The following is a 22,706-nucleotide window of genomic DNA, read 5'->3' as shown; positions in this document are numbered from 1 at the left end:
CTTTATTCGATAGAATAAATTCGATCGTATTTCATAAAGCGGGTAACAAACCCGGATTTAATTTAAGTGCGATCGCACCCATTCCCGAAACTCTCTAATTCTCGCATTCTCTCCCTTTTCTGAGTCTAGGTGCATAAACTGTGCGAGTTCTTTGACAGGAAACGAGGCAAATGCCAAACTCGTTTCCGACTCGATATAACCCGTATCATTTAAAATGTTAATTATTAGTTTCCCCTGCTTCCAAATCCAAACCTCCGGCACTTTAAGTTCCGCATAAACCGCCATTTTATGGATAGATGAGCTAGTCAAATCAATTTCCACAGCTAAGTCTGGCGGCGGGTCATTTTTGAGATCAATAGTTAACTTTCCCCGCATTAAAGCTTCATTTTGAATATAAAAACATTCATCAGCTTCGTTACCAGCTTTTTTGGGTTCCGAACGCCAAGTTGATGATTTCAAGCCGAAAATTTCAATCCCAATTTCCTCAGAAAGTGCTGCGATTAGCCTACCGAGAGTCCAGCTATACCTTTCATGTTCTGGTAAAGGTACCATAAGTTCTAAAGTTCCTTGGTAGTAAGTCATTCGCGGCGTTGAACGTTCGGCAAATATTTCTAACAAGTGTTCGTAGGTTTCCCAACTGATATCATGTAAAACCAGGTGAGAACCTGCAAGCTCTTCTTTACTGTACGCCAGGGTTTGAACCATTGCAAATACTCCACGAGAACTTTAACTCTATTTTACTCTTTTCAACATTGGACAGGTGCGATTCCCTGCGGGATAGCTTCGCTTCACGGACATTACCAGATTGATTCAAGATTCAAAATAAATCCGGGGAGAACATCTTCACCTGATACAGTGGCTGGAGATTCTAGCACTTCAACTTCTTGATTCAGACGGTAAATTTCTACTTGCCGTGATTTTCGATTAATTAACCAACCTAAAACTGCACCGTTATCTCGATATTCTTTCATCTTATCCTGAGTTTCTTTCAAACTATCGCTGGGAGACCTTAACTCGACGACAAAATCAGGACAAATCGGCGGAAATTTCTTTTGTTGTTCGGGAGTCAAAGCATCCCAGCGTTCTAATTTTACCCAAGAAGAGTCAGGAGAGCGATCGGCCCCATTAGAAAGTTTGAATCCTGTTGAGGAATCAAACACTTTACCCAATTTATTTTGCTGATTCCAATTCCAAATTTGTGCTGTTAATCCTGCATTGCTGTTTCCAGTTTCTCCTCCTGCTGGTGACATGATAATTAATTCTCCCTTAGCTGTGCGTTCCAATCTAATATTTTCATTCTCCTGACAGAGTTGGAAAAACTGATCGTCTGTCAGCTTAATAATTGGATTCAGGTTGAGGGTGAGGGTAGTCATAGCGGTATTTTATCGTGGCTAAACGACCTTTATTGGGGATTGTAGCATATTGACTGAGTTGCGAGGGCGATCGCTGGTAGGTTTAAGGGCAATGTAAACCATTGTCTGCATTAATTAGCAGACTTTAACTGCACCCCAATAGCTGATATTATTTTCTCTTGCCAAGCTGGATCGTCAAGTTTTACAGTCACTTTGCGAGGGCGGGAATGCCGCCGATCCATATAGGCATAGAAAGCTTCGCGATCGTCTCGATGGGTGAGAATGTATCGCTTTAGTTCCCGATCGCTCATTGCAGCATAATTGAGATTACTCATGGCTCAATACTCCCATCAGGTTGAATTTCAAGCTCAATTTCTTCGCTTTGTCCTGCTAAGATAAATAGATTAAGAGTCCGTTCATCTAAACGCACTATGTGAATTGGGTGGAACATAACGTTCGTAAGTAGATGACACAGCCGATATAAACTCCGTAACTGTTCTGCCGTTGGTTCCCTCATACACCGATCGTAATCGACTCCAAGTAGTTGCAAACAGTCATTTTATCCACCCAAATAAAAGGGAGAGCAGGCCAGATGCCTGCTCTAGTACATTATAACTCTATTCTACCCCCTCAATCCTATCTTCCACCTCCTGATAAAGTTCACGCAGACGATCCAAATTACTCTCCGAAGTCTCCCAATAACCCCGGCCATTCACCTCAAGCAAAGTGCTCACAATCTTGCGGAAAGAATGAGGATTCAAATTAAGCAAACGCTTCTGCATCTCCTCATCTTGGATAAACGTAGTGTTGACATCCTCATACACCCAATTATCCACCGCGCCCGCAGTCGCACTCCATCCAGTCGTATTCACCAGACGCTTAGAAATCTCCCGCACGCCTTCATAACCGTGCGACAACATCCCCTCGTACCACTTCGGATTCAGCAGCTTAGTCCGCGAATCTAAACGCACGGTTTCTGATAGCGTCCGTACCTGCGCGTTGGCTGTAGTTGTATCAGCAACAAAGGATGCCGGTTGCTTCCCATCCCCGCGCAAACTGCCGATCAATTTTGTCGGATCTGAGTCGAAATAGTGCGACACGTCGGTTAGCGAAATCTCCGCAGAATCCAAGTTCTGGAAGGTAACTTCCGCAGTTTTCAAGGATGATTCAAAAATCTGCCTGTCTTGTTCCATTGTTCCGGGATTGTCGGAAGAAAAGGCGAAGGATTTGCGGGCTAAATACATTTCCTGCAACTCGGCTTCGCTTTCCCAAGTGCTGTTTTCCACCGCCAAGTTGACGTTAGATGAATAGGAACCGGACGCATTGGAAAATACGCGGGTTGCTGCTTGTCGCAGGTTAATTCCCATTTCTTCGGCTTGCTTCAATGCGTGTTTGCGGACGAAGTTCATCTCTAACGGTTCGTCGGCTTCCGCTGCCATTTTCACGGCTTTATCTAACAAATTCATTTGGTTGATGAACAAGTCGCGGAATACGCCGGAACAGTTAATTACTACGTCGATCCGAGGGCGTCCTAACTCTTCTAAAGAAAGCAATTCGAGTTTGTTTACCCGGCCCAATGCGTCGGGAACAGGCTTCACTCCCACCATCCACATTACTTGGGCGAGGGATTCACCGTAAGTCTTGATGTTGTCGGTTCCCCACAACACAACGGCGATCGTTTCTGGGTAATTTCCGCCGTTATCAACGCGCTGTCTTTCTAACAGCCGATCGACTACAAGCTTAGCAGACTTAACCGCCCCCGTTGTAGGGATTGACTGCGGGTCCAAAGCGTGCATATTCTTGCCCGTCGGCAAAACATCCGGGTTGCGAATCGGATCGCCACCGGGGCCAGGCAGAATATACTCGCCTTCTAACGCGCGCAACAAAGCGCCTAATTCGTTGTCGGCACAAACTTGCTGCAAGCAGAATTCCAGATACTCAAACAGCGGTTTAATCGGTTCTGGATCGACCTTTTTGTAATCGGCGCCGTGCAAGGCATCAATCCAAGGTGTTTTCTTGCCCATGTTGAAGAAATTCAACTTGGAAACCAGGGAAACTCTACCATCAGCATCGGTTTGTTCCTTCACCAAAGCAGAAACGGCATCCCGACAAGCCAAGGTGATATTTTGCAGCAATTCAACATCAGTTAAAATGCCTTTGTCGCTGTTAGTGTAAATTTCGCCGATATCGCGTCCCAGACTGTTAGCGATAATTCGCGGCAAGCCGATCAGTCCATCTTCTTCGCGGTCTAAATTGGCGATATTCACCAAAGTTGCGATCGCCTCTTCAGCAGTCGGCGGCTTACCGATAATGTGCAAACCGCAAGGTAACAACCGCGACTCAATCTCCATCAACTTGCGGTAAACCAAGCCAACTAAATTGTCCCGTTCCTCGGCAGTCATGCCCGCAGCAACCCCTCTTTCTTGTTCGGGAGGTAGCGCAATATCTTTGTCCAAATTCACCAAACGGCATTTTTCGACGATCGCATCCACAATCGGCACAGCGCGCCCAGTCTCTTTCAACGTTTGATAAGAAGCAATTAACTCGCTGAGTTCCTGCAAACCTTTGTACAAACCAGCATTTTCAGCCGGAGGAGTCAGATAACTGATTGTTTCAGCATAACTGCGGCGCTTGGCAATTGTTGCCTCGCTGGGATTGTTGGCGGCGTAATAATAGATATTGGGAATTTTGCCGATCAAACTGTCGGGATAACAATCCCCAGACATTCCCATCTGCTTACCGGGCATGAATTCTAGGGAACCGTGAGTGCCAAAATGCAGCACCGCATCCGCACCCCAAATGCGCTCCAAATATGTGTAGTAAGCAGCAAAACCGTGGTGCGGGCTGGCGGAACGAGAGAATAACAACCGCATCGGATCGCCTTCGTATCCAAAAGTAGGTTGCACTCCGATAAACACATTGCCGAAATGTTTGCCGAAAATCAGCAAATTTTGTCCGTCGCTGTTCAAATGTCCCGGAGGCGGGCCCCAATTTTCTTGCAAGCGTTCCGAGTAAGGAGTGAATTCTTCATACTCGGCTACGGACATCCGGTAAGCAATATTCAATTCGGGAGTTTGGTATTGGGCTGTTGCGTCGTGGATGACTTCTTGCATCAGTTTTTCGGCGGAATCTGGCAATTCTGGCAAGTCGTAGCCGTTGCCTTTTAAGCCTTTCATTACTTCATAAATCGAGCCGAAAACATCTAAATATGCTGCTGTTCCGACGTTGCCTTTATCGGGGGGAAAACTGAAAATTGTAATCGCAACTTTCTTATCTAATTTCGGTTTGCGGCGCAGCATTGCCCACTTCATTGCCCGCTGGGAAATTGCTTCGATTCTATCTTGCAGGGCGATCGCCTTGCCAGTTGCGCCGTCTCTTCCCGACAAAATAATCGGTTCGATCGCGCCATCCAACTCGGGAATGGCAATTTGCAAAGCAACTTGAATCGGGTGCAAGCCTAAATCGCTATTTTCCCACTCTTCCGTCGTTTGGAAAACCAGCGGCAAAGCCACCATGTAAGGGCGATTTAATTTTTTCAAAGATTCGATCGCCTTCGGGTGATCTTGTCTCGCCGGGCCGCCCACCAGCGCAAAACCAGTCAGAGAAACCACCGCATCAATTATTGGCAGCGGTGCAACACCTTTCGCCCCAACTTCCAAGAAAAAAGTTTCGACGGGTTTCGAGAAGTCCAAACCGCCGGCAAAAATCGGCACCACCCGCGCCCCCATTGCCTCCAATTCCTGCACCATTGCTACATAGTGCGCGTCATCTCCCGTGACTAAGTGAGTCCGCTGCAACACCAACCCGATGCAAGGTGCGAGGGGGTCTTTGAGGTCTGCCGAAATATCTTTGCGGGCGTTGTACCAGGTGAGATATCCTTTTACATCCTCAAACATTTCTGGTGCCAAAGGATGCCAAATTCCCATGTCCGGGTAAACAACGGGATCTTGAAAAGTTAGCTGTTCCTGGCCTTTGAATACATATTTATGTGACAGCATCAGCAAGAAGTTTTCCAAGTTTTCTTGGGAACCGCCCAGCCAATACTGGAAACTCAGCATGAAGTTGCGCGCATCTTGGGCTTTGTCGATCGGCAAATATTTCAGCACTTTCGGCAAAGTTTGCAGCAGTTTCAGCATTCCGTCTTGGAAGGAACTCCCGGATTTTTCCTTCCGTTTTTTCATGAATTCGCCGATCGCACTTTTGCTTTGTCCCAACTGTGCCATCGAGAAACTGCCCATTTTATTGAGCCGCATCACCCCTGGCATCGACGGGAAGACGACGGCGACATCCAAGCTGTCGCGCAGCGGTTCAACTGCCGCTACCACTTTTTCGGCCAAATCTTCGATGAAAATTAGAGAAGCAATAAATACATTGGCATCTGCCACATCCCGCTTGAAGGCCTCGTAATTTTCCGGGCTGCGGAGTTCCTCGATCAGGTAGCCGCTGATTTCTATTGCCAGATTCGGATTTTTCTGGTTTATCGATCGAACCGCTGCCGACAGGGCGCTTTGATACTGCGGTTCCAGTACGACATAGACCACCTTCATGAGCGATCGCCCCTGCAAGTTTTCCGGCACAACGTGGCGAATGGTGGGCTTGACGTGAGTGAACATCCGGTTAGGCTCCTTTAAGATGCTGTTTTCGGGAATCGGGAATTTTTTATCCCATAAGCATTTTTACCAGAAAACGCTTGCCATTAGGCGATTTGAGCCTGCACATGACACAATTCGACAAATTTATGGCAACTTTTCGTTACATTTTTTGATAAATTCCTTGAGCAAATACTCCATATTTTATTTACAAAATTTTACTTGACTTTTATGTCAAACTATGTATACGATTAATAGTTAGATAAAAATAATTAAAAATTAACCAACCATTGAGGAAGAAATCCTGAAAAAAGTTCCAAGTTTTGTAGAACCGATCGAACAGGCGATCGAGCAATTAACAGCAGATTCCACGTTTATGAAGTACCGCCCGCCTATCGTTCTATCCCCGTAGGGACTAAGGCTTTGGCCTTTGTCCCTACACTTCATCAACCTGGAATACGCTGTAACAGATGGAAAAAAGGCATAATTTGTGAAGGCAGAATGTAGCCTTCGGATAATTGCTGAGTCAAAAAAGTTGACATTTGACCAGGAACTTAAAACCATTTTATAACATCTGTTTTGTGTAAATTCCCGATCGGCGATCGAAGGAATGAAAAGCTAATAGGCATTCACAATCAAACTCATCAAAACCTAGGCATAAAAACATGGCTAACTACGCAATTTTTGACGAACAATACTACCTCGCCTCATATCCTTGGGTCAAACCAGCCATTGATGCAGGAGTCATCAAATCAGGACTAGAACACTTTCAAAAATTTGGTGAAGCCGCCGGCCTAACTAAAGTATCGCGTTATTTTGACGAAGATACTTACCTTGCCGCCAACCCAGACATCGCACCCTTTGTCCGCACAGTCAATCCAAACGCACCTTTTGCGACAGGCCTCGATCACTTTATTCAGTTCGGTTACGATGAAGGACAGCGCCGCACCCAAGTATCACCCGAATACAACGAAAGCTTTTATTTAGCAAACAACTCTGAACTCCAACCGTTCGTTCAGAACGGAACTTTCAAATCAGGCTACCAGCATTTCATTCAATTCGGGGCAAAAGAAGGTCGTTTTGGAACTTCATTTTTTGAACCGGAATACTTAAAAGAAAACCCCGACATCGTGCCGTTTGTCAACTCAGGAGCCTTGAAAACTGGTCGGGATCACTACTTCAATTTCGGGCAATTTGAGCCTGCCCGCGACGCAACTTTTGTCGGCACCCGCAGCAACGATGTTATAACTGGTGTTGGCGTGGGGGATGTCGAACTTGTGGGAGTCGAAGTAGGTATAGATCCCCAAGGCAACCGGCAGTATGAAAGCTTTGGCACCAATGAATTCGATGTCCTGATTGGCGCCGCGGGAACTAATACATTCGTACTCGGAGTTCCTGCTACAGCCGGGAATGTCACCCCGACACCGCTGTATTTGGGTAACGGTCAAGCTACCATTCGCAACTTCGACATAGAAAGCGACTTTATCCAACTGCAAGGAACTTCTTTAAACGGCTACAACCTGATTCCCATTGGCAACAATTTGTCAATCCAGCGTTTTGGAGATGTGCTCGGCGTGATTGAAGGAGGATCGAGTTTGAATTTGAGTTTCCAAGAATCTAACGGTAACGGTACTTTCTTAATTGGATAGTCATTGGTCATTGGTCATTGGTCATTGGTCATCAGTCATCAGTCATTAGTTAATACTGATGATTGATGACTTTTTTATGTCGAGCAATTACAGCAGATTCCACATTTAGGAAGTACACCCGCCTCTAGTGAGCTTCCCCGTGGTAGGGACACGGCACTGCCGTGTCCCTACACTTCACTGGAATACGCTGTAACTGATAGAAAAAAGTATAATTACCGCCACCAAAATAAAGTCTTCCGATCCTTATTTTGTCAAAATATTAATATTAACCAGGAACTTAAAACCATTTCATAAAGTCTGCATTGTATACAGCCTATTCCAGGTTGATGAAGTACAGTAGCCGCTATATTTATATTGTGTGATGTTAATATGTAGGGTGCGGATCTGCGACTTTTTAAATGGAACTTGCAGATTGACTCTGAAAGCGACGCACCTTACTACAAGATTGTGTGTACTACATATATAGCCTTTCTCAAAAAGATGAGGTATGACTGACAGCTTACATAACCACCCAGACGCTTGAGGGCCCAAGCCCAACTACGTACCTCATCTTTCGCTCGAACCGCTATACATGGAATATGCTGTAAATTATTGATAGGCGATCGAGCGAATGGAAAGCTGATGGGTATTCACGCTCCAAATCCTCAAAACAGTAGGAGGAAAACATGGCTAACTACGCAATTTTTGACGAAAAATACTACCTCGCCCAATATCCTTGGATCAAACCAGCCATTGATGCAGGAATCATCAAATCTGGAAGAGAACACTTTGAAAAATTCGGTCAAGCCGCCGGTCTCACAAACATATCGCGGTATTTTGACGAAGATACATATCTAGCTCAAAATCAAGATATTGCACCCTTTGTTCGCACCGCCAACAACCAAAACCGACCCTTTGCTTCAGGTTTAGACCACTTTATCCAGTTTGGTTACGAAGAAGGCCGCACGCGAGTATCGCCTGACTACGACGAAGTTTTTTATTTAAAGCGCCACCCGGAAATAACTCCCTTCGTGCAGAACGGAATTTTTAAATCCGGCTTTCAGCACTTTATCCAATTCGGAAAAACAGAAGGTAGGTACGGGACAAGTTTCTTTGAACCGCGTTACTTGGGAGATAACCCAGATGTGGCGGCAGTTGTGGAGGCTGGAAGTTTAAAAACTGGTCGAGAACACTATCTAAAATTTGGGCAATTTGAGTCAAATCGATACGGATTTTTTACAGGAACCAACGGTGATGATATCGTCACGGGATTTACAGCGGGAAAAAATCAAATTATCGGACTGCAAGTAGCTTTCGCCGGCCCAAATCCACCCTTGGGCATTAATAAGAATAAGTATGACGCTTTGAACTCGGATGACATCACGAGAGAGCCTTTTCTGACTACCACTGAATTCGATACATTGATTGGCACTTCTGGCATTGATTACTTCGTGCTCGGAGATGCTGTTCCCAACAACCGACGTAGTTTGATTAGCCGGGTAGATTTCTATACGGGCAGTGGCGAGGCAAGGATTGTCAATTTTGAAAAAGGAAAAGATTTTATTCAGTTGGTGGAAAACTTTAATGAACTGAGTATATTTCCATCAGGGGCGGACTTATTAATTCAAAAATCGGGAGATACAATTGCCAGAGTTCAGGGCGGCTCAAATCTAACTCTGCAACCGATTGGGATGATAAATCCGTTTAGTCCTCCAGTCGGTCTCACTTTCCTCGGCTAGAAAGCATAGAGCTTAAGTGAGATTTGACACTTGGAAAAAATCACCCGATCGGGTATTGTGTAAGTTCCAGATGATTGATAAATTGCATAAACAGCTCATTATAGCCGCAGGAGGAAAACATGGCTAACTACGCAATTTTTGACGAACAATACTACCTCGCTCAATATCCTTGGGTCAAACCAGCCATTGATGCAGGAGTCATCAAATCGGGATTAGAACACTTTCAAAAATTCGGTGAAGCAGGCGGCTTAACCAAAGTATCGCGGTATTTTGACGAAGCTACTTACCTTGCTGGCAACCCAGACATCGCTGCCTTAGTCCGCACTCCCAACAACCCAAACGCTCCTTTTGCGACCGGGCTAGACCACTTTATTCAATACGGTTACGAAGAAGGTCGCACTCGCGTATCGCCTGAGTATGACGAAGCGTTTTATGTAGCAAATAACCGACAGTTGCAGCCGTTTATTCAGAATGGAACTTTTAAAAACGGCTACCAGCATTTCATTGAATTCGGCCTCAAAGACGGTCAGTTTGGGACTTCATTTTTTGAAACAGAATACTTACAAAAAAATCCCGATGTTCGGCCTTTTGTCGAATCGGGAGCCTTGAAAACAGGTCGGGAACACTACTTCAATTTTGGCAAAAGCGATCCAAGCCGCTCTGCGACTTTTGTCGGAACTCCTGGGAATGACATCATTACCGGTCCTGGGGTGGGGAATAGCGAATTAATTGGAGTTGAAGTAGGTTTACGTGCAGGTAATGGCTTTGGCGAAGGCCGAGTGTATGAAGGTGACGGCAGCAATGAATTCGATACTCTCATTGGCGGTAGCGGCCGCGATATATTCGTACTCGGAGACCTTATAGAAGGCGGTAAAAGTTCTGCGCCCGGAACCGAAATATTCTATATTGGGCCGGGTTTTGCGACAATTCGGAACTTTACAAAAGGTCAGGATAGCATCGTGCTAGGAGATGCGTTTTTACCTTTCTCAGATCAATACTTGATATTGCCCATCAACAACAATCGAGATTTAGCTATCCAATACAAAGCTTCACTCCTCGCTGTTCCCGGAACGGCTCCGTTTGACACGATCGCTGTTATTGAAGGTGGCGGAAATCTCAAGTTGAATTTATTACCAGAATCTAGAGTTACTAGATTTTCACTTGGGTAGAAATCTCGAAGCTATTGGAGATTTGGCTTGGGCTGCTGGGGAGTGCGATCGCACATTCGCAAAAAGGGCGATCGCACTTTTGTGTTTGCCATAAAAATAGTAAAAGAGGCTTAACAATAATTAACTTGACAGAGTGAGTTAGTAGAGTTAGTTATAGTGGGTCAAGTTTAACCGACAAGTAAGCAGACTAAGCTTGGAGCAATAATTATGACAAATTATGACATTTTTGACGAACAATACTACCTTGCTCAATATCCTTGGGTCAAACCCGCCATTGATGCAGGAGTCATCAAATCGGGATTAGAACACTTTGAAAAATTCGGTGAAGCCGGCGGTTTAACCAAAGTATCGCGGTATTTTGACGAAGAAACCTATCTAGCTCAAAATCCAGATATTGCTCCCTTTGTTCGCACCCAAAACAATCCAAACGCGCCTTTTGCGTCTGGTTTAGACCACTTTATCCAGTTTGGCTACGATGAAGGCCGCACCCAAGTATCGCCTGACTACGACGAAGCGATTTATTTAAAACGATACCCGGTACTTGTGCCGTTTGTACAAAACGGAACTTTTAAATCGGGTTTGGAACACTTTATCAAATTCGGAGCCAAAGAAGGTCTCTATGCGAGTACCTTTTTTGAACCCGAATACTTGCTGAAAAACCCCGATGTTGCAGCAGCAGTCAAAGCGGGAGTTTTCAAAACAGGCGGAGAACACTACCGAAAGTTTGGACAATTTGAGCCAACGCGATCGGCTACATTTGTCGGGACTAAAAGCAGTGACATTGTAAATGGATTTGGTGTGGGAAAAGTTGAAATCACTGGCGTTCAAGTATCTCTAAATACAGCGGGCGATCGAGTTTATGAAACAAGTGGATCATCCGATCGTGACACCCTAATTGGCAGTCAGGGTAGTGATACTTTCGTGTTGAGTGGTGGTGGAGAGAGCTTCTACGGTGGGGTTGGCGGGAGCAAATACGCTACTATTAAAAACTTTAACCCGGAAGCCGATAAGATTCGCCTAGCGGGAACGCGAGGCAACTACTCTTATGGGTTTAGTAACACGTTTGGAGGGTTTTTGGTGAGTGACGGAACTCGAGCTGGCAGAATCTTCGCTGTAGTCGAGGGCCTTGCGAATATGCCGTTTCTAGCAAATCGGGGGCCCGATTTCTTGATTTTTGATAAACCTTCTGTATTAGATAACTTTTGGGAAACTGGATATTTAGCAAGCAATCCTGATGTGGCTGCGGCTGTTAAAGCAGGAAGTTTTGCTTCAGGTCTGGATCAGTATACAAAAGTTGGTCAATTTGAAAACAATCGATCTGCAACTTTTGTGGGGACTTCTGGGAATGATATTGTGACTGGTTTTGGCAAGGGAAAATCGACAATTATTGGAGTTGATTTTGATGAGCGTTATTTCAGCGACGGCAGCAACGAATTTGATACCTTGATTGGTAGCGAAGGTGCTGATACTTTTATTTTGGCTTATGACAATACTTCGCCACCACCGGGCGGTCAACCTAGCACTCAAGAATTGTACTTAGGCCCGGGTGAGGCTCGGATTCGCGGCTTCAATCCCAGTCAGGGAGATGCACTCCAGCTATCAGGCAAACTCAGTAACTATCAAATATCTCCAGTGGGTGGAGATTTAGTCATATCAAAAGGAGGAGATAGAATTGCAATTCTTGAGGGAGGTGCTGGATTAAATTTGAAACAACAGACTTTTCCTCAACTTGCTGACATTTATAATTTTCCTTTCTTGCTTGGCTAGAAACCGGGTTGATGAAATTTTAACAGGACTTACGCACAGACTCTCGTAAACCGGGTTTAATCATAAACCCGGTTTCTTGAATCAACCCAGTTTCTGAATGTAGTTCTGGACGCATGGGGTAATCAGAAACCGGGTTTTTTTACAAAAATCCTTCGTTAGAGTCCACAGATTAGATGAAAAACCCGGTTTCTCTGGCCTTAATGCGTAATTCCTGTGAATAATTAAGCCCGATCGCGCGCTAGCTTCAAAACCTCAAGCGCATCTTTATGACCTTCGGAAGACGCCCAAATTAAGGCAGTCCAAGTATTATTATCCTTAGCTTTGATATCAGCTCCTTTATCGATTAAAAATTCCACAACTTGAGTGCGCCCGCTGCCTGCAGCACTCATCAAAGCCGTCAAACCAAAATTAGTTTTAGCATTCACATCCGCCCCCGCCTCCAGCAAAAGCTGTACAATCTCGGTATGTCCCGCAGCAGCGGCACTCATTAACGGCGTCCACCCGTCATTATCCTGACTGTTGGGCCCGGCACCTGCAGCCAGCAATTTTTTGACGATCGCCGAATTGCCAGCCTCAGCCGCAGCCGTCAAAGCCGTCGCGCCTTCATCATCTTTGGCATTGATATCTGCACGCTGTTCGATCGCACTTTCTACAGCCGCAACATCACCCGTCTTGACGGCATTAATTAAATCTGTCATAAAATCTCCCTTGCATCCTCTCAAATATTAAATCCTATGGCAGTAGATATTTTAATCCTCTCCAACGGCCCCGGAGAATTGGCAACTTGGGTGCGTCCCTCCGTGCAAGCTTTGCGCGAGCAATTGGGGAATGCGGGCACTCAAGCGCGCATCTCTGTGGTGCTGTCCCCCTGTCCGCACGCCACCGGGAAAGAAGCACAAATCGCATCTTCCTACCCAGAAGTTGACAGAGTGCAAGCACCGGAGCATTTTTTTCCATTCCTATTATCTGGCAAAACTGCTGAAAATTGGGATTGGCACGAAAAAGGAGTTGTTTTGTTTTTAGGCGGCGACCAATTTTTTACAGTTGTTATTGGCAAAAGGCTAAAATATCGCACTGTTATTTATGCTGAATGGGACGCGCGGTGGTATCGCTGGATTGACAAATTTGCGGCGATGAAACCAGAAGTTTTTGCTAAAATTCCCCAAAAATATGCTAATAAATTTACAGTTGTGGGAGATTTGATCGCGGAAGTTGCTCGTTCCCAGGCTTTGCCTGGAAACGCATATCCAGAGGCTCTGCCTCGTACAAAAATAGAACTAATTGGATTGTTGCCCGGTTCTAAAGCCGCCAAATTAGCTTTAGGTGTACCGTTATGTTTGTCGATCGCCCAATCCATCCACCGCATCCGCCCTGAAACTCGCTTTGTAATTCCCGTTGCTCCTACCTTAGATGTGCAAACTCTAGCACGTTTTGCCGACCCCAAACAAAATCCTTGCCTGCATTTATTTGAGAACGCTAGCGCCGAACTTCATTTAACAGAACCGCCGTTTTTGCAGACAGCAAATAACTTGCAAGTAGAACTTTGGATGCAGACGCCTGCCTACGATTTGCTATCAGAATGCAGCCTGTGTTTAACTACTGTGGGAGCGAATACTGCCGAATTGGGATCTTTAGCTGTACCGATGATTGTTTTGATTCCGACGCAGCAATTGGATGCGATGAAAGCTTGGGACGGATTGCCGGGATTGCTGGCAAATTTGCCGTTAGTCGGTTCTGTTTTTGCGACTGCGATCAATTGGCTAATCTTGCTATTAGGGAAGGGAAAGCTTTATGCTTGGCCGAATATTTGGGCACAGGAGGAGATTGTGCCGGAGTTAATTGGGAAGCTGGAACCGGAAGTAATAGCCGGGTTGGCGATCGACTATTTGAGCCATCCTGAAAAATTAGCACAAATGGGCGATCGTTTGCGTGCGGTTCGAGGAGAATCGGGGGCGGCGAAAAAAATTGCTGAATTGGTTTGTGAAGAACTTGATTTGCAATAATCCATAAAACCTTGTACATACCGTAGGGTGCGTCGCTATCAACTGACATCTTGCACCATTGTCAAGAACGGGCTCTCCGGCCCGTTCCACAATAAAACTGATCTCTTGTGGAACAGGCATCTTGCCTGTTCCTAAACAAGTAATTGACAATGGTGTAACATTTCGCTATCAACAATCTCCTCATCAACTCGAAAATTTCGCAGCGACGCACCTTAGAGCAATCATAAAACCTTGTACATACCGAGCCGGTGCGTCGCTATCAACAATCTCCTCATCAACTCGAAAATTTCGCAGCGACGCACCTTAGAGCAATCATAAAACCTTGTACATACCGAGCCGGTGCGTCGCTATCAACAATCTCCTCATCAACTCGAAAATTTCGCAGCGACGCACCTTACAAAAAGAACTTAAGCTCGATCGTGCTTAGCAATCACCCAAATAGCGTGAATGATCCCCGGGATAAAGCCCAAAAAGGTGAGAACCAGGTTGATCCAAAAATCAGTACCGATGCCGACAGTCAAAAATACGCCCAACGGGGGAAGAAAAATGGCAGCGACTATGCGAATTAAATTGTCCATCTCAGTTACTCCAAACTACTTTTCTCTTTCAATTTTACTTCACTGATTGACAGAGCCTTTCCCGAAAAACTTAGGCGGTGCCGCCATAGTGTAAACTTCGGTTTCAGCGGCGATTACCTGCCGCAAGTGACCGGGAACTTGCATCAATCCCAACAGCGTAATCCCGTCAAACATCCGCAACCCGCCAGTTGTTTTCTCGGCGAGTAATTTGTCAGTAGTTTCGGGATCGGGACGGGTGTTTATTGCCTGAGTTGAAGCTACCGCAAAACCCCAAGGAGCTCCGTAAGTAGAAATAAAGCTGGTGCAGGATTGAACGTTGGGGAAAACCGATTTCAGGGTATTGACAATGCGGGCGTGCATTTTCATTTCGGCCGGAGAAACTGGGCCCGCTTGCACTACGAAATATCCGTCGGGCGACATGACGCTGCGAACTTTCTCAAAATACTCCTTGGTAAACAACTGGAAAGATGGGCCTTCTTCAATGGGATCGGACAAGTCAGAAATGACAATATCCCAATCTTTGTCTGTTTTGTCTAAATAGTCCAAAGCATCGCCGATTACTACTTCGCAGCGGGGGTCGTCAAAGGCATTTTGGTGCATTTCTGGCAGGTGTTCGCGACAAGCTTCTACTACTTCGCCGTCAATGTCGATCATCACGACTTTTTCAACTGTTTTCCAGCGCAGCACTTCTCTAATTGTAGCTCCTTCTCCGCCGCCGAGAACCAGGACTTTTTTGGGTGAACCGTGACAAATCATGGCTGGGTGCACCAGCGGTTCGTGGTATAGAAACTCATCGCCTGTACAAGATTGCCACTTACCGTCCAAAACTAAGCCTTTGCCGTAGGTACCGGTTTGAACGACATACATTTCCTGATAGGCAGTTTTTTTGTAAGCGAGCACCGCGATGATGCCGTGAACGTAAATATCCCAAGGGGTAATGTACTCGCTCATCCAAAAGTCTGCACGAACTTCGCTACCTGACATCCAATACTCTCCAAATATAAACTGCTGTGTCGATGTTGTCACAAGTAGTAGTTATTAGCACAAAATGGTGCGGGTATGTGAGTAAAATCGACACATTGGAGTGAGATTTCTCAGCAATGGTATAGTGTGATTGCGTTCTGAGAGAGAACAATTTGCTTGCTACTTAAGATTGCTTGCTCGATCGCGCGCCCAGCCGATCGTACTTTTCCCATCCCCCGCCCGCTCGCCGCCACATTTAATATTTTGGCAAGCAAAGCCTGCTGGTTTCGTGCAAATGTTGTCTGGTGCTGGGCCAGCAACTACAAGTTTCCGATCGAGGTTTCTATTGACCCCGCCCAAAAACGGATACCGTGCGACGTACTCATGTCGTGGAGAGATCGAAATTTTAGACCCAACGACCGGCGATCGGGCAACGCTATTGTTCAAGCTCCCAAATTCAATGCTGCAAGTAAATCTCAAATCGTTCGACTGAGCGATCGCCGAACGTCTCGCCGAACGTCTCAAATCTCAAATCGACTGACTAGATTAGTAAATATCGGCGATCGCAGCAAATTAAATTAAGTGCTAACCTACAAGTACAATTTCCCAATAAATTACCACGATCGTACCTAAGTATATGTTGAGAAATCCTCTAGTATTTGACCTCAAATTTTGGAGAAAATTGAGCGAAAAACTCAAAAAAAGCTTTACCCTTGGCATTGCGGCAGTAACTCTTTGTACGGCCATATTAGCTAGTTGCAGCAAAGCAGAACCCCCTTTGCGAGTCGGTGTCAATGTTTGGGCTGGATTTGAAACTTTGTACTTGGCTCGCAGTTTAGGCTACTACAATCGTACCCCCATTCGATTAGTAGATTACCCTTCTGCGACAGAAGAGGTACGAGCGTATCGAAATGGAGAAATTGAAGCGCTAGCCCTATCTATCGATGAATGTTTGGTATTGGCAGTCACCAATCCAGACGTAAAAATTGTAATTATTATGGATTTTTCTAACGGCGGGGATGTGATTATAGGAAAACCCGAGATTCAAAATTTGCAAGCATTAAAAAGCCGAGCAGTAGGCGTGGAATCGACTGCACTAGGAGCTTTTCTAATTACCCGCGCTTTAGAACAAAAAGGTATGTCAGCTAAAGATATAAAAATTGTCTCTTTAGGAGTATCCGAACACGAACGAGCATTTAAAAATGGAACTGTAGATGCTGTTGTTACCTTTGGCTCTGCTCGGACAAATCTGCTAGCATCCGGCGCCAAACTACTGTTTGACACTTCGCAAATTCCGGGTGAAGTTATCGATGTTATTGTAGTGCGTGAAAATCTAATTAACAACCAGTCAAAGGCTTTACAAGCCTTAGTTGACGGTCGGTTCCGCGCCCTAGATTACTTGACAAAACATCCCCAGGATGCTGCTATTAGGATTGCTCCCCGTACAGGAGTTACTCCAGAGCAATTCTTAGAATCTTTAAAAGGGCTGAGAAGTCCAGACCTGCAAGAAAACCAAAGATTACTAGGAAAAACAGACCACTCATTGCTGAAGAGCGTAAAGCGACTGTCTCAAGTGATGTTAGACAATAAATTACTGCCAAAAGCTGTAGATACCGCTCCGTTGTTGGACGATAGGCTGGTCAAAAATGTGAAGCTTTGAGATCGGAAAAAAATTCGGGTGTGTGATGAATAAATGTCAGTGTAAAATTGACCATTTACCTTTGTGTTTTTTGTGGCAAGTAGCAACAATAATCTAGGGACTAAAATTTGATATCATTCCTAAATATGAAACGATTTCCTTTTCCTCTACGTTTCTCAATTCCTGTGATTCTGATGATTTGCGGTAGTGTGCTGGGTGTATTTTCTTTTCAACGGGAAGTAGAGCAGTCATACCGCCGACAAGAAGAATATGGAATTAGCAATTTAAAGTTTTCCGCAAATCAAATCTCAGAAATGCTGGAATATTTGTACCGCAGAGGAGATGTTGAGGAAGCCGAAATTGCCATTAGTAATTTGGGGAGCGATCGAAATATCCGATTAGCCTTACTTTGTGATGAAAATAACCGAATAATTTTGGCAACCCGTTACGAATTGCGGAATCGCCCTGTCAGCGACACCTCATTACCTAACTACTTACCAGCAGAATTTTCCAAAGTTCGGGAAATCATGTCAGGAGAAGTCAAGCTTTCTCAAAATAGAGACAGTACCAGGGCAATTTATCCGGTTTTGTTGGGGGCTAAGCCGGGAGAAATTCGCCCTTCGAGAGTCGGTATTCTTGTGGTAGAGTACGATCTTTTGTTAGTGAAGCAGCAAGCTTATGCAGATGCTTTACAGCGATCGCTCGAAACCAGCATTGAGTTAGCTTTATTTTGTGTGATTGTCTGGTTATTTTTTGATAAAACCTTGACTGGGCGCGCTGCTAGGTTGGTAGCAGCGAGCAACAGCTTCAGCAAAGGAAAATTGGGCGATCGCGCCCAACTGGGAGGTTCTGACGAACTTGCTCAGATTGCAGTTGCTTTTAATCAAATGGCCGATCGAATTCAGTCTCAGACGGAGGTGCTGCAACAAAACGAGCAACGATTCAGAACCTTGGTTTCTAATATTCCAGGTGCTGTTTATCGATCGGTATTCGATTCCGACTGGAAAATCCAGTTCATTAGTGATGCGATCGCAGAAATTTCTGGCTATCCCGCCACGGATTTTATTAACAATCAAGTTTTGGTTTTTAACAAAATCATCCATCCTGAAGATGCAGCAATGGTAGAAGAAATTCTTCATAATAAAGTTTTAAAAAAACGAGATTATACGATTGAGTACCGCATCATTCGACCAGATAAAACTGTGAGGTGGGTGTCAGAAAAAGGTCAAGGCATATTCAATGAAAACGGCGAGGTTATGTGGCTTGACGGAATAATATTTGACATCACCAAGCGCAAGCGCGCTGAAGCAGAACTTCATCAAACCTTGCAACTTAAGGATGAACTTGCTGCCACAGCCACTGCTCAAGCTCAACAACTAGAAAAAACTATACAAAATTTACAGCAAACCCAGGCTCAACTCATTCAAACAGAGAAAATGTCTTCGCTCGGGCAACTGATCGCTGGTGTGGCTCACGAGATTAATAACCCAGTCAATTTCATTCACGGCAATATCGCCTACGTTACTCAATACACTCAAACTTTAGTAAAATTTACTAATTTGTACCAGCAGGAATATCCTAATACCAACCCTAAAATTGCAGAATTGATAGAGGATAGTGACCTAGATTTTATCAAAAAGGATTTGCCTAAAATCTTATCTTCAATGAAAGTGGGTACTGACCGCATTCGTGGAATTGTACTGAGTTTGCGAAATTTTTCTAGGTTGGATGAATCCGATCTAAAACCAGTTAATATTCACGACGGAATTGACAGCACGCTCTTGATTTTACAAAATGCGGTAAAAGCTAAACCTAATTTGGATGAAATTGAAATTGTTAAAAATTATGGAGATTTGCCCCCTGTCGAATGTTATGCCGGACAGCTCAATCAAGTATTTATGCATATTTTGAGTAATTCCATATATGCCTTGCACAATCAAGAAAAGCAGGAATCACAAACTCCCCGAACTAACTATTCTAGTCAGATTATAATTAGTACATCTATTCAAGAACCCGATGGGGTAAAAATTAGTATTAAGGATAATGGGCCGGGAATAGATGAGGCAGTGAAGGAAAAAATTTTTGACCCTTTCTTTACGACGAAACCAGTAGGTCAAGGTACAGGATTGGGATTGTCAATTAGTTATCAGATTGTTGTGGATCGACACGGTGGGAAGTTGCAGTGCGTATCCGCAGTTGGAGAAGGGACTGAGTTGGCGATCGAGATTCCGATCGCCGCCAAATCCCGCACTTAAACTGCTGCGCGAGGGTACGATGGGGAGAGGATTTGACTCTTTGGGGAATACGGCATTGCTATATACAACTTAGCTGTCGAACAGCTTAATATTGACAGCCCCAGAGGCAAAAAGTAATTTGACGCGAGAATTACAGCCGTAAGGTGCGCCCTGAAGCACTTTACATATATAGGTTCTGCGTAAGTCTCGATCGATCGAGCTAAACTGAGGGATAATAAAAACTCCCTTTGACCGCGGCTCCTCCTAGTTTGATGTGCAACCTTATGTCTACTGTCACTTTTGGTTTGTCAACCCCTGTAGCGGCAGAGCCCGGGGCATCCTACGGCAGCAGCGAACCGCCACAGCGCCCTACCGTGCGGGCAGAGTGGATCGAGGTATTGGTGGACTCTCCTTTCAGGGTTGCGGGGGACTCCGCTGGGGAGGAAAACAAGTTATTTACCTATGGTTTACCTGCGGAACTTACCGTGCAACCGGGGGATATTTTGAGTGTACCCTTTGGCAGTCAACAGGTAGGCGCGATCGCGATTCGGTTCATTTCTCAACTGCCGCCAGACTTAGATCCGGCGCGGGTTAAAGATGTCGAAGATGTTGTCAGTACGGGCTTTTTCCCGCCGACTTACTGGGAATTGCTCGATCGCACTGCCACCTATTATTGCACACCATTAATTCAAGTAATTAGAGCCTCGCTGCCGCCCGGTTTGTTAAGCCGTTCCGTGCGCCGAATTCGCTTAATTAAGCACGCAATTTCTCCGAATGCCGAAACATTTCTCAATCCCGCAGCCAGTCAAATTTTGCAATTGTTGCAAGCTCAAAAAAACGGCGATTACAATTGGCAATACCTCCAGCGCCAAGTCAAGGGAAGTTATCGGGGATTGAAAGATTTATTGAAACGCGGTTGGGTAGAAAGTTATTTAGAACCTCCCAATCCTCCCAAACCACAACTCAAACCTGCAGTGACATTAATTGCTAGTGCATTTGTCACAGATTTAACCAAGCGGCAACAAGAAGTATTGGAAGTTTTGCGGCGCGGCGGCGGTGAAATGTGGCTGAACGATTTGCTGAGAATTTGCAGCGCGAGTTCTTCCGTTGTCAAAAATTTGGAACAAAAAGGTAGCGTTGTAATTGACCAAAGGGAAGTTCTCAGGGGCGATCGCGGAATTTCTCAATTGCCCGATGCACCAAAAACTTTAACTCATTTTCAAGCTGAAGCTTTAGCGTTTATTAACACTTTTTCGGGATTCCGTCAAGTGCTGCTGCACGGCGTTACAGGTTCCGGGAAAACCGAAGTGTATTTGCAGGCGATCGCCCCAATCTTAGCCAGCGGCAAATCCGCCCTCGTACTCGTTCCCGAAATCGGTTTGACACCGCAACTTACCGATCGATTCCGAGCCCGTTTTGGCGAGCAAATTTGCGTATACCACAGCGCCCTATCCGACGGCGAACGTTACGATACATGGCGTCAGATGCTGACTGGAACCCCGCAAATTGTCATCGGCACGCGATCGGCCATTTTCGCGCCATTACCTCACCTCGGCTTAATTATCCTCGATGAAGAACACGACAGCAGCTTCAAACAAGACCAACCAGCCCCCTGCTACCACGCCCGCACCGTTGCCAAATGGCGCGCCGAATTAGAAAATTGTCCCTTAATTTTAGGTTCTGCAACGCCAGCTTTAGAGACTTTGGTGGGGACGCGCCGAGATTATTACTCGTTACCAAATATCCATTATTTATCCTTGCCCGATCGCATTTATTCCCGCCCGATGCCGCCTGTGGAAATAGTCGATATGCGCCAAGAACTGCGGCAAGGAAACCGTTCAATTTTCAGTGTTTCCCTGCAAAACTCCCTGGAACAATTGCGAGCAAGACAACAGCAAGGTATCCTGTTTATTCACAGAAGAGGACACAGTACCTTTGTCTCTTGTCGGAGTTGCGGCTATGTGATGGAATGCCCGAACTGCGATGTTTCCCTGTCTTATCACCACGTCGGTGAAGGAACAGCAGAAATATTGCGCTGTCACTACTGCAACCACACGGAACGACACCCTCAAAACTGCCCGGAATGCAGTTCTCCTTACTTCAAAAACTTTGGTAGCGGCACTCAGCGAGTCGAACAGGAATTAACGAGATTGTTTCCCGAATTGCGGGCAATTCGGTTTGACAGCGATACGACTAGAAATAAGGGCGACCACCGCCGATTGTTAACGCAATTTGCGAATGGGGAAGCTGACATTTTGTTGGGTACGCAAATGCTGACTAAAGGGTTAGATTTAGCGGGAGTCACATTGGTGGGAGTTGTGTCTGCTGACGGGTTGCTAAACTTATCCGATTATCGGGCAAGCGAACGAGCTTTTCAAACATTAACTCAAGTCGCGGGCCGTGCGGGCAGAGGCGACGATCCGGGGCGGGTAATTATTCAAACTTACACTCCAGAACATCGGGTTATTCAAGCAGTTAGGCGGCACGAATATGCGGGTTTTGTGGAAACAGAATTAGCAGAAAGAGCGGCGCTGAATTATCCTCCTTCGGGGCGGCTGGTATTGTTGCGGTTGAGTAGTGCTGATGCGGCAGAAGTTGCGGTGACGGCGGTACAATTAGCGTCTGTTTGTCAGGAGTATATTGAGCGATTGTCTGTACCGGGATGTGAGTTGTTGGGGCCTGCACCTGCGGCGATTATGCGGGTGGCAAATCGGTATCGGTGGCAGATTTTGCTGAAGTTGCCTTTGGATGAGTCGGTGGATTTGTCGGATTTGATCGGGTTGCGCGATCGCACGCCGCGTTCTGTTAGTTTAACTATTGATGTCGATCCGTTGAATTTTGGTTGATTGGTGGGGCTACAGGCCATTGTAGGGGCGGGTTTCACCAACCATCTATGTCGAAAACAAACAATATAATAAACCCGCCCCCACCCAACGACAAATCCGAATCTACATTTTTTGGATGATTTCTAAAATCAGGTTAATCTGGGTTATTGGTTGGGTGGGGGCGGGTTTTTATAGATTGTTTATCAGCCTCCAATATTGT

17 protein-coding genes are annotated in these 22,706 nt (G+C 45.5%); 9 read left to right on the top strand and 8 right to left on the bottom strand.

From position 1 onward, the window contains the following. Nucleotides 1-57: 57 nt before the first annotated feature. The 5 genes from QUA56_RS15125 to QUA56_RS15105 all read right to left on the bottom strand — a co-directional run bounded on the left by QUA56_RS15125 (nucleotide 58) and on the right by QUA56_RS15105 (nucleotide 5,965). Nucleotides 58-705, bottom strand: a complete 648-nt coding sequence (locus QUA56_RS15125; RefSeq protein ID WP_333358901.1) for a Uma2 family endonuclease — start codon at nucleotides 703-705, stop codon at nucleotides 58-60. A gap of 92 nt (nucleotides 706-797) precedes the next feature. Then, nucleotides 798-1,373, bottom strand: coding sequence for a Uma2 family endonuclease (locus QUA56_RS15120; RefSeq protein WP_333358899.1), 576 nt, complete (start codon nucleotides 1,371-1,373; stop codon nucleotides 798-800). Nucleotides 1,374-1,483: 110 nt separating this feature from the next. After that, entirely contained in the window at nucleotides 1,484-1,687 is a 204-nt protein-coding gene (locus tag QUA56_RS15115; protein WP_333358897.1) for a DUF6887 family protein, read from the bottom strand. Further along, nucleotides 1,684-1,902 (bottom strand): DUF6888 family protein, encoded by a 219-nt coding sequence (locus QUA56_RS15110; protein WP_333237949.1) that lies wholly within the window; start codon nucleotides 1,900-1,902, stop codon nucleotides 1,684-1,686. The genes QUA56_RS15115 and QUA56_RS15110 overlap by 4 nt, the downstream gene beginning before the upstream one ends. Before the next feature lie 67 nt (nucleotides 1,903-1,969). Beyond that, nucleotides 1,970-5,965, bottom strand: coding sequence for a magnesium chelatase subunit H (locus tag QUA56_RS15105; RefSeq protein ID WP_333358895.1), 3,996 nt, complete (start codon nucleotides 5,963-5,965; stop codon nucleotides 1,970-1,972). Between the two features lie 641 nt (nucleotides 5,966-6,606). Between QUA56_RS15105 and QUA56_RS15100 the strand changes: the two genes are divergently transcribed. From QUA56_RS15100 to QUA56_RS15085, 4 genes are all read left to right on the top strand, one after another. Beyond that, a complete protein-coding gene (locus QUA56_RS15100; protein WP_333358893.1) occupies nucleotides 6,607-7,590 on the top strand; it encodes a calcium-binding protein in 984 nt (327 codons plus the stop codon). A 665-nt stretch (nucleotides 7,591-8,255) separates the two neighbouring features. Beyond that, entirely contained in the window at nucleotides 8,256-9,308 is a 1,053-nt protein-coding gene (locus tag QUA56_RS15095) for a calcium-binding protein (protein ID WP_333358891.1), read from the top strand. 119 nt (nucleotides 9,309-9,427) lie between these two features. Then, a complete protein-coding gene (locus QUA56_RS15090) occupies nucleotides 9,428-10,477 on the top strand; it encodes a calcium-binding protein (protein WP_333358889.1) in 1,050 nt (349 codons plus the stop codon). Between the two features lie 207 nt (nucleotides 10,478-10,684). Further along, nucleotides 10,685-12,244, top strand: coding sequence for a hypothetical protein (locus QUA56_RS15085; RefSeq protein WP_333358887.1), 1,560 nt, complete (start codon nucleotides 10,685-10,687; stop codon nucleotides 12,242-12,244). A 221-nt stretch (nucleotides 12,245-12,465) separates the two neighbouring features. On the opposite strand, the gene QUA56_RS15080 is transcribed toward QUA56_RS15085, so the two are convergent. After that, nucleotides 12,466-12,942 (bottom strand): ankyrin repeat domain-containing protein, encoded by a 477-nt coding sequence (locus tag QUA56_RS15080; RefSeq protein WP_333358885.1) that lies wholly within the window; start codon nucleotides 12,940-12,942, stop codon nucleotides 12,466-12,468. A gap of 36 nt (nucleotides 12,943-12,978) precedes the next feature. Between QUA56_RS15080 and QUA56_RS15075 the strand changes: the two genes are divergently transcribed. Further along, nucleotides 12,979-14,247, top strand: coding sequence for a lipid-A-disaccharide synthase (locus QUA56_RS15075; RefSeq protein WP_333358883.1), 1,269 nt, complete (start codon nucleotides 12,979-12,981; stop codon nucleotides 14,245-14,247). Between the two features lie 407 nt (nucleotides 14,248-14,654). Here the strand turns inward: QUA56_RS15075 and QUA56_RS15070 are convergent, their stop codons facing one another. Further along, nucleotides 14,655-14,825, bottom strand: a complete 171-nt coding sequence (locus QUA56_RS15070) for a YqaE/Pmp3 family membrane protein (RefSeq protein WP_332979828.1) — start codon at nucleotides 14,823-14,825, stop codon at nucleotides 14,655-14,657. Between the two features lie 39 nt (nucleotides 14,826-14,864). Further along, complete coding sequence (locus tag QUA56_RS15065) at nucleotides 14,865-15,809, bottom strand: fused MFS/spermidine synthase (RefSeq protein ID WP_333358980.1); 945 nt, start codon at nucleotides 15,807-15,809, stop codon at nucleotides 14,865-14,867. A 156-nt stretch (nucleotides 15,810-15,965) separates the two neighbouring features. Between QUA56_RS15065 and QUA56_RS15060 the strand changes: the two genes are divergently transcribed. The 4 genes from QUA56_RS15060 to priA all read left to right on the top strand — a co-directional run bounded on the left by QUA56_RS15060 (nucleotide 15,966) and on the right by priA (nucleotide 22,507). Beyond that, nucleotides 15,966-16,370: a hypothetical protein gene (locus QUA56_RS15060; protein WP_333358882.1), complete on the top strand. Its 405-nt coding sequence runs from the start codon at nucleotides 15,966-15,968 to the stop codon at nucleotides 16,368-16,370. 55 nt (nucleotides 16,371-16,425) lie between these two features. Then, nucleotides 16,426-17,448 (top strand): ABC transporter substrate-binding protein, encoded by a 1,023-nt coding sequence (locus QUA56_RS15055; protein ID WP_333358880.1) that lies wholly within the window; start codon nucleotides 16,426-16,428, stop codon nucleotides 17,446-17,448. A gap of 125 nt (nucleotides 17,449-17,573) precedes the next feature. Then, nucleotides 17,574-19,682, top strand: a complete 2,109-nt coding sequence (locus QUA56_RS15050) for an ATP-binding protein (RefSeq protein ID WP_333358878.1) — start codon at nucleotides 17,574-17,576, stop codon at nucleotides 19,680-19,682. 263 nt (nucleotides 19,683-19,945) lie between these two features. Then, on the top strand, nucleotides 19,946-22,507 hold the full coding sequence (priA, locus tag QUA56_RS15045; protein WP_333358877.1) for a primosomal protein N': 2,562 nt from the start codon (nucleotides 19,946-19,948) through the stop codon (nucleotides 22,505-22,507). The last annotated feature ends 199 nt before the right edge of the window (nucleotides 22,508-22,706 follow it).

Origin of the sequence: Microcoleus sp. N3A4 (assembly GCF_036701805.1) — a bacterium.
In the GTDB taxonomy this organism is placed as follows: domain Bacteria; phylum Cyanobacteriota; class Cyanobacteriia; order Cyanobacteriales; family Microcoleaceae; genus Microcoleus.
The sequence above is the reverse complement of the archived record's forward strand: the minus strand, read 5'-3'. Positions and strand labels throughout refer to the sequence as shown.